We start from the raw sequence: 7,889 nt of genomic DNA on the forward strand, positions 1-7,889 counted from the left end.
TGGATTCCGGGTGAGATCGCAGTCCGCGATTTCCTGAAGATGGCGCATAGGAACAAGTACAATGTGTGGCAGTTTCGGGTAGTCAAGCAGAATGGCAGAACTGTACTGAAGTCTACATCAGGGCAACGGAGAGAAGAACAGTTCGACTATACGCAGTACAGCAATACTCTCCCACGAACCAAACCATGTGTTCTTTCCTATGCACGGTAAGAAGATGAGCCGCAAATGACGATGAGTGCTAAGCCGCCGGGGGTTGGCATATGGAAACCATGAAGAACCACATGAAACGAGAAGCTTCTGTTGCACATCGCCCCCAGCTGGGGTCCAGAACCGGTTATGCAAAATACGCCAAGGAGTGGAGTCGAATGACAAACAGAAAAGGCGCATCCTTCACCGGCGAGTACCGCAATGTCTTTTTGGAGTTCGGGTACCCGGAAGAAGAGATCGAGAAAAAGGTTGCTGACACCTTTGAGCAGTTGTTCTTTGGCGATGAAAACACCCGCATCTACTACCCAGCTGGGGAGGACATGGGCTATTTGCTCGACACCGGCAACCTAGACGTGCGTACGGAAGGCCAGTCATACGGCATGATGATGGCCGTGCAGATGGACAACCAAGAGCTCTTCAACCGCATCTGGAAGTGGACCCATACTTACATGTGGCATGATAGCGGCCGGTACAAGCACTACTTCGCCTGGTCATGCAGGCCCGACGGAACCCGACTCGCCCAGGGTCCAGCCCCTGATGGGGAAGAGTATTTTGCCATGGCGCTCTTGTTTGCTTCCAACCGCTGGGGCGATGGGGAATACCCCTTCGACTACAGCAGGCAGGCTAAGCAGATTCTCGCTGCCTGTGTCCATAAAGGCGAAGGTGGGGAAGAAGGCGACCCCATGTGGGATCCCACCAACAAACTGATCAAGTTTGTCCCTGAGACTCCCTGGACCGATCCTTCCTACCATCTACCCCATTTCTATGAGCTGTTTTCGCTCTGGGGGCCAGAAGAGGATCGTCAGTTTTGGAAAGAAGCCGCCGCTGCCAGCCGCGACTTTCTCAAACGAGCCTGCCATCCTGTCACGGGGCTTGCCCCAGAGTACTCGGAGTATGACGGCACTCCAAACTTCACCCGCGGCCACGGCAACTTCTACAGCGACTCTTACCGTGTTGCCCTCAATGTAGCGCTGGACTATGAATGGTTCCGAGCCGATCCCTGGCAGGTCGAACAGTCCAACCGCATTCAAGAGTTCTTTGCCCATGTGCCCATGGAAGAGTATAAGGTTTACGCTGTGGACGGCACTGTCATCGAAGAACCGGCGCTGCACCCTGTGGGGCTCTTAGCCACGAACGCAGCGGCTTCACTCGCCAGCAATGGTCCTCACAGGAAGGCATTTGTGGAGCGCTTTTGGAACCTCCCTCTCCGCAAGGGGAAGAGGCGATACTATGACAACTGTCTCTATTTCTTCAGCCTGCTTGCGTTGAGCGGCAAGTATCGCATCATCTTCTGAGCTTGCTTGGGAGATGCCCAGAACCGCACAGACATGCTCTGGTTGGGCTGCTTTGGGTCTGATACCGTCGCTGCCCGTGCCGCCGGTTCTTATGTAGGGCTGGCCGGGCCATCGAAGTGGGGACAAGGTTGTTGTTACTCAACCAGCAAGCGCCCGGGACATAGACCGTCCCCGAGGCTTGCACGGTAAAGCCTATAGTTGGTGGTATCGTTGGAAGTAGACTACGCTCGATGCCGTTCACTATTCCGATTTCTCCGATGAACAAGGAAGTCAGTAGAGTGTGTTCCATCGAAAACCATGGTGGTTGGCGGTGGCGCTCGAGGTGATGACGTCCTTGAACTCAAGGAACTTCATATTGGGCGGAAATGAGGCAGAGGCCATTGACCTGCTTCTGAAATCGAGCAACGCAACGGTATATTCTCCATCGTCTAACCTACATGGAAATGCTATCTAGGAGAGGATCAAGAAGGGGGAAATCCCGGACGTCGAAGGGTTGTTTCTGTCCGTCCGAGAAATCGAGAAGCTGTAGTTCATCGACGATGTTGAACGCTCGAAGACAGACGTCATCTCTATGTTTGGGTTGAAGGATTGAGCTGGAGTCGGTACGTTTACTAGTTCGGCAGGCTTGTCTTGGAGCAGATCACCGGAGCTGTCAGCGGCATTCCGGTGATTTCCACATCTCAGGACTTCTGCTGTAACGGCTCAAACAGCAGAGTCCTTCCGAAACGCTTAGGAGACCTGGTTCATCAAAGTGTTCCGCCGAGTAAGCAAGGGAAGAGTCAAACCGACATCAACAACATTGATAGCCAGACGATTGCATACCTGAAACGGATCATGTATCAGAACAACCAACAAAGCCCGCATATGGGGAAAAAAGTGATTTCTGGCTATCCCAAAGGTCGGATGCCCTCTTATCGTTATCCTTTCGCTGGGTTCAGAGTGAGAGGTGGCCAAACTGCGACCAGCGGGGCCAGAGAATCGCCAGCCACCCCGCCTCTATGGGCGGGATTGCGTGCAGTACAAGCTAGAGCACTACCTTCCGCTGCTGGAGAAGAAGCCGCGGGCAGTGTGGAACGCTCAGGCAGTAAGAGCCGTCGGTTTGCCTGCAGCGTTTTGGGGCTTTGCCAAGAAGCTTGGCAGCGACTATGAAGTTGTCAAGTTGCTGAGACTAATGGCAGAGTATGGCATCCCCGTCGTTCTTTCGGCCATGGAGGCCGCGGCCAGTGTCGGGCCCTATGCTTACGAAGCGGTCAGAACCAAACTGGAGCTGGGGCAGTGCGACAGCAAGCCGGACAAGCCCATCACCGATCCACTTCAAATCCAGCAGGTTGACCTTTCTGCCTATGATTCCATGTTGGCGGGGGGTAAGTCCGCATGAACGCAACGATCGAACTCATACGCCTCTACGCTAAACAGCTTAAGCTCCCCACCATCGCACATCCTGAGCAGCTGCTTCGGGAGGCTCTGGCCAAGGAGCTACGAAGAGTTTCTCGTCCAGGTGTTGCAGACAGAAGCCGAGCAGAGAAAGGAGAATCAACGGAAAAGGCGGATCAAAGCGGCCAGGTTCCCCCTGAGAACACTGGATACTTTTGAATTCGAGAACCTAGAACACGTTAAGCCAGAAACCATCTGGAGCCTAGCAGACAACGGTTACATAAAGCGCCGTGAAAACATCATCTGTATGGGCAACCCAGGGATGGGCAAAACCCATCTTTCGATAGCCTTAGGCATTCTGGCTTGCAATGATGGCTACCGGGTGCGCTTCTACAGCGCCCCGGCCTTGGCCAACGAATTGGTGGAAGCTGATCATCAGCACGAACCTGGAGTTCTCGAAGTGGGTTCAGTTTTTTGGAGATCCTCCAAGGCGAAAGGTTATCCACACTACTCAGCAATTGCCCGCACAGCGGGCTTTTTGCTTTTCCCAGGCCCCTCTCCCTTCGCAGTGGGGCCCAGTTTGGCGGCTGGGAAGCTCTGCCGCCCTGTGAAAAAGTTGACACTTGGTCCGGGCTTTGATATCCTTAAGGCAACTTACAGGGGCTGTACATAAGATATTACCGAGACGACGCTGCGCAGCGTGCAGTCTGTGTAGAGGGGGAGGATAGATGAAGAAAAAAGTGCGGTTGTATGGCTTCAACAACCTCACCAAGGCCTTGAGCTTTAACATCTATGACATTTGCTATGCCAAGTCGAGACGGGAGCGGCAGGATTATATCAAATACATCGACGAGCAGTACAATTCCCAGCGCCTGACGGAAATCTTGACGGAAGTGGTGGACATGATCGGCGCCAAGGTGCTGAACATTTCCACCCAGGACTTCGAGCCTGAAGGTGCTTCAGTCACGGTGCTGATCGCCGAGGAAGAGCTGGTTCCCGTGGGCGATACCATCGTGGCCCACCTGGACAAGAGCCATGTCACGGTGCATACTTACCCTGAGTACCACCCAGATACCAGCCTGGCCACTTTCCGCGTGGATATTGACGTGGCCACCTGCGGGGAGATCAGCCCGCTCAATGCTTTAGATTTTCTGATCAACTCCTTCGACTCCGATATCATCACCATAGATTACCGGGTGAGGGGCTTCACCCGGGCCGTGGATGGAAGGAAGCTGTTTATGGATCACGACATCACCTCCATCCAGGACTTCATCAGCCCCGCCATCCTCGCCAAGTACGATGCAGTGGACATCAACGTATACGGAGCTAACCTCTTCCATACCAAGCTGCTCATCAGGGAACTGGATCTGGAAAACTACCTCTTCAACACCGACCCCTACGAATTCTCCCCCAAGGAGCGCATGGAGATCGCCGCTAGTTTGCGCAGGGAGATGATGGAGATCTTCAGCGGCTGCAACGTCTACTAGAAGGAGTGGATGGATTGGACCTCTGGTTTACTGAGCAGTTATCGGATCACGTGCGTCTTTCCCTGCGGGTCACCCGCCATCTATACAGTGGAGAGAGCCCTTTCCAAAGGATCGATGTGCTTGATTCGGTGGAATTCGGGCGGGTTCTTCTAATCGACGGCCTGATCATGATCACCGAGCGGGACGAGTTCATCTACCACGAGATGATCACCCATGTGCCCATGGCCGTGCACCCCAGTCCCCGCCGGGTGCTGGTGGTGGGGGGCGGCGATGGGGGAACTGTGCGGGAACTCTGCCGCTATGACCGCATAGAGCACATAGATCTGGTGGAGATCGATGAGCTGGTGGTGCAGGTGGCCAAGGAGTTCTTTCCCACCACCTCCAGCGGTTTTGCCGATCCCCGTGTTCAGCTGCACTTTGCCGATGGGGTAGATTACGTGCGCAAGTGCGGCACTAAATACGATTTGATAATTGTTGATTCCACCGATCCCATCGGACCCGGTGAAGGCTTATTCACCCAGGAGTTTTACCAAGACTGCTTCCGCATCCTAAATGATGATGGCATCATGGTCAACCAGCACGAAGGGCCCTTTTACGCAGAAGATGCCAGGGCCTGCCAGCGCGCCCATGCCCGCATTGTCCAGGTTTTCCCCATCAGCCGGGTGTACCAAGCTTGTATCCCCACCTATGCTTCTGGACACTGGCTCTTTGGGTTTGCCTCCAAGAAGTATCATCCTGTGAAGGATCTGCGGGCGCAGGAGTGGGAAGCCCTCGGGCTGAAGACCCGCTACTACAACACCAAGCTCCACAGGGGAGCCTTTGCCCTGCCGGTCTATGTGGAAGAGCTGCTCGCGGCGGTGGAGTAAGGCGGAGCTGTACCTACTCTTGAGTCCATTCGGCGCCTGCTTTGGGCCTCGGCCTGCCGCGCCCTGCCAAGTAGATGAGAAATGCCAGCGCATCCCGCTGGTTTTTTTGTCTTGACTTCAACGCCTCCAGCCGCCGCGCCGCCTCAGAGGGGTGCATGGCCTCCTGCTGGGCCAGCTCTGCCGGGATGATCGATCTTTATCTGGTCCACTGGCTGTTGAGTGTCTTCTGGGCGCGGCACAGGGGCATCTATCTCTGGCGGTGGACCTTGTTTACCGCTTGCAGATGCGCCGCCGTCCAAAAGGCCGCGCCCCAGTGCTACCTCGCTGGAAGCGGTAACCGCCAAAAGAGAAACGGCCGCTTTTCAGCGGCCGCTCAGCTTGCCACGTACAGGGGGGAATTCCCGCCTGCCGAAGCCGACATTCATGCGGAAGCTCAGCTCAACTTCCCCGGGAGTGAAGGTGCAGGTTAAGTGATAGGAAAACGGTGTTTCCACCAGGCGGGTCATGATTTCCAAAGTGTTGGCGCTCTGCCGGGCTGCGCAGGAAAAGGCCGGTGAGCTGCCCTGGACAGAGGGGCTCGGCGGGGGGAAGCTGCCCTCGCCGTAGCGGCCGTAGCCGCAGGTGATCTCCGCCTGGCCCTGGGGCAGTTCCAAAGCGGCGTAGATGGAATCGTCGCGGAAGGTGAAGCTAATGGCCTTTACCCCCAGCTCGCTATGGGGAAAGACGTAGCGTCCAGCAAAACTCTCTTCAGTGCCCCGCTTTTCCCCGGGGAGGGGAGCTAGGGCCAGGTTTTCCAGCTTGGCCAGGAGCCGTTCCTGTTCTTCGTTGGCTTCCGGAAGGGGATCGGGGGAAAGCGCGGGGAGGATGATCTCCCAGATGCCATCCAAGACCCCCTGCATATCATCGGTTCCCGCGGTGATGGCCACCACCAGATCCTTTTCCGGGACAACAACGCAGAACTGCCCGAAGGCGCCGTCACCCCGGTAGGCGTTGTGCCGGCAGCGCCAGAACTGATAGCCATAGCCCTGCCGCCATTCGATGGCCACATTGTCGTTGTCAATCTGCTTGCTGGTGGCTTCCCGGATCCAGGCGGGGCTGAGCAGCTGCTGGCCGTTCCACATACCCTCCTGCAGGTAGAACTGGCCGAACTTGGCGATATCCTCAGTCTTCAAGCTCAAACCATACCCGCCGGTGTCGATACCCCGGGGGCATCTCTCCCAGGTGGCGCCGGTGATGCCCAGGGGCTGGAAGAGGCGGGGGGTTAGGTAGTCCAGGAGCCTTTGGCCTGTAACCTTGTGCAGGATGGCGGAGAGCATGTAGGTTGCGGCGGTGTTGTACACAAAGTGGGTGCCCGGTTCCCGGGGCACCTCTTCCGCCAAGAACGCCTTCACCCAATTGCCGTCGGGGGCGGCGTGGACCCGCCCGGATGGATCCTCCTCATGGCCTGTGGACATGGTGAGCAGGTGGCGGATGCGCATCTTGGCCAGGTTGGGGCCGACCTTTTGCGGCAGCTCCTCCGGGAAGAAGCTGCACACCTCATCGTCGACAGTGAACAGACCTTCCTGCACGGCAAAGCCAATGGCCGTGGAGGTGAAGCTCTTGCTCAAGGAAAAGAGCATGTGGGGACGTTCAGGACCGTAGGGCTTCCACCAGCCCTCCGCCAGCACCTGGCCGTGGCGGAGGAGCATCAGGGAATGGATCTCCAGCCGCTTGCGGGCAAAATAATCCAGAAGTTCGCCGACTGCAGCCGAGGGCAGGCCCTGGCTTTCTGGGGTAGTGCGCTTGAGACCTTCTGTTTCCGACATCTCGCTCATCCTTTGCTAAGGCATTTTCCGCGATTATTCGCCAAACAGGGAGAAACCCCTCCAAATCCGCTCCTTGGCCTGATATTTCGAGGGTTTTCTGCCTGTAGAAGTCTCCGGGTTTACCTGCAGCAAAGGACAAGGAGATAAACGGTGGATGCCTAATACTACCCGTAAAGATGGCGCGGGCTTTCGAAGGAGGATGCCACATCCGCTCAGTACTATCGACTTGAGGTGGCAGACTTTTTACTGCTTCCCTTAACGGTTGCTTTGAACGTTGATACCTGAGTTACTGGGTGGGCCGTGGATCCTGGGTGAAAGGAAGTTTAGGAACCGCTTAGGTTTTGAGTCAGTTCAAGGAAGAGAGGGGGACCGCAGGTGACTGATCAGCAAAAGGAGGTCCTGGAGGCTAAGGTAGCTGCCCGGGAAGTGCTGCGCCGGCTGGATGAGGTGGAAAGGACGCTGCGCGGGGCGCGCAATTGGGGCTTTTTCGACCTGTTTTCCAACCGGAGCTTCCTATCAAGTTTGGTGAAATTCGGCAAGATCAACAAAGCCGAAGACCAGCTCCGCCAAGTACAGGCTGCCTTAAGGCGCCTCCAGAAGGAGTTGGGGGATATCAATCTCTCTGTGCGGGAGTCGTTGAATATCGGCAGCTTCCAGGCCTTTTTGGATATCGCTTTCGACAACATCATCTCAGACTGGCTGACCCAGAGCAGGATCCACGAAAGCCTCCGGGAAGTGGCCTATGTCAAGCGGGAAGTGCAGCAGGTACTGACTCGCCTGGAAGAGATGGAAAGAGAGCTGTAAAGCGGCGGCAGAGGCATGACACGAGCGGCATTGAGCATCTTCAGTGCCGTT

At 56.1% G+C, this 7,889-nt stretch carries 8 protein-coding genes; 7 read left to right on the top strand and 1 reads right to left on the bottom strand.

The window, feature by feature from the left end; genetic code table 11:
• Positions 1 to 365: 365 nt before the first annotated feature.
• From ACE4YL_RS05075 to speE, 6 genes are all read left to right on the top strand, one after another.
• On the top strand, positions 366 to 1,502 hold the full coding sequence (locus ACE4YL_RS05075) for a glycosyl hydrolase family 8 (RefSeq protein ID WP_461358547.1): 1,137 nt from the start codon (positions 366 to 368) through the stop codon (positions 1,500 to 1,502).
• A 1,012-nt stretch (positions 1,503 to 2,514) separates the two neighbouring features.
• Entirely contained in the window at positions 2,515 to 2,880 is a 366-nt protein-coding gene (locus ACE4YL_RS05080; protein WP_461369327.1) for a hypothetical protein, read from the top strand.
• Positions 2,877 to 3,095, top strand: coding sequence for a hypothetical protein (locus ACE4YL_RS05085; protein ID WP_461367289.1), 219 nt, complete (start codon positions 2,877 to 2,879; stop codon positions 3,093 to 3,095). Before ACE4YL_RS05080 ends, ACE4YL_RS05085 begins: the two co-directional genes overlap by 4 nt.
• Positions 3,001 to 3,549: an ATP-binding protein gene (locus ACE4YL_RS05090; RefSeq protein WP_461367287.1), complete on the top strand. Its 549-nt coding sequence runs from the start codon at positions 3,001 to 3,003 to the stop codon at positions 3,547 to 3,549. Before ACE4YL_RS05085 ends, ACE4YL_RS05090 begins: the two co-directional genes overlap by 95 nt.
• Positions 3,550 to 3,604: 55 nt before the next feature.
• Entirely contained in the window at positions 3,605 to 4,363 is a 759-nt protein-coding gene (gene speD / locus ACE4YL_RS05095) for an adenosylmethionine decarboxylase (RefSeq protein WP_461358545.1), read from the top strand.
• 14 nt (positions 4,364 to 4,377) lie between these two features.
• Complete coding sequence (gene speE, locus ACE4YL_RS05100; RefSeq protein WP_461360002.1) at positions 4,378 to 5,229, top strand: polyamine aminopropyltransferase; 852 nt, start codon at positions 4,378 to 4,380, stop codon at positions 5,227 to 5,229.
• A gap of 362 nt (positions 5,230 to 5,591) precedes the next feature.
• Here speE and ACE4YL_RS05105 read toward each other — a convergent pair whose 3' ends face one another.
• Complete coding sequence (locus ACE4YL_RS05105) at positions 5,592 to 7,034, bottom strand: serine hydrolase domain-containing protein (RefSeq protein WP_461358543.1); 1,443 nt, start codon at positions 7,032 to 7,034, stop codon at positions 5,592 to 5,594.
• Between the two features lie 375 nt (positions 7,035 to 7,409).
• Here ACE4YL_RS05105 and ACE4YL_RS05110 point away from each other — a divergent pair, with 375 nt between their 5' ends.
• Positions 7,410 to 7,838, top strand: coding sequence for a hypothetical protein (locus ACE4YL_RS05110; protein WP_461358542.1), 429 nt, complete (start codon positions 7,410 to 7,412; stop codon positions 7,836 to 7,838).
• The last annotated feature ends 51 nt before the right edge of the window (positions 7,839 to 7,889 follow it).

The sequence above is a fragment of the Candidatus Darwinibacter acetoxidans genome (genome assembly GCF_041936445.1).
In the GTDB taxonomy this organism is placed as follows: Bacteria; Bacillota; Limnochordia; order Darwinibacteriales; family Darwinibacteriaceae; genus DTU010.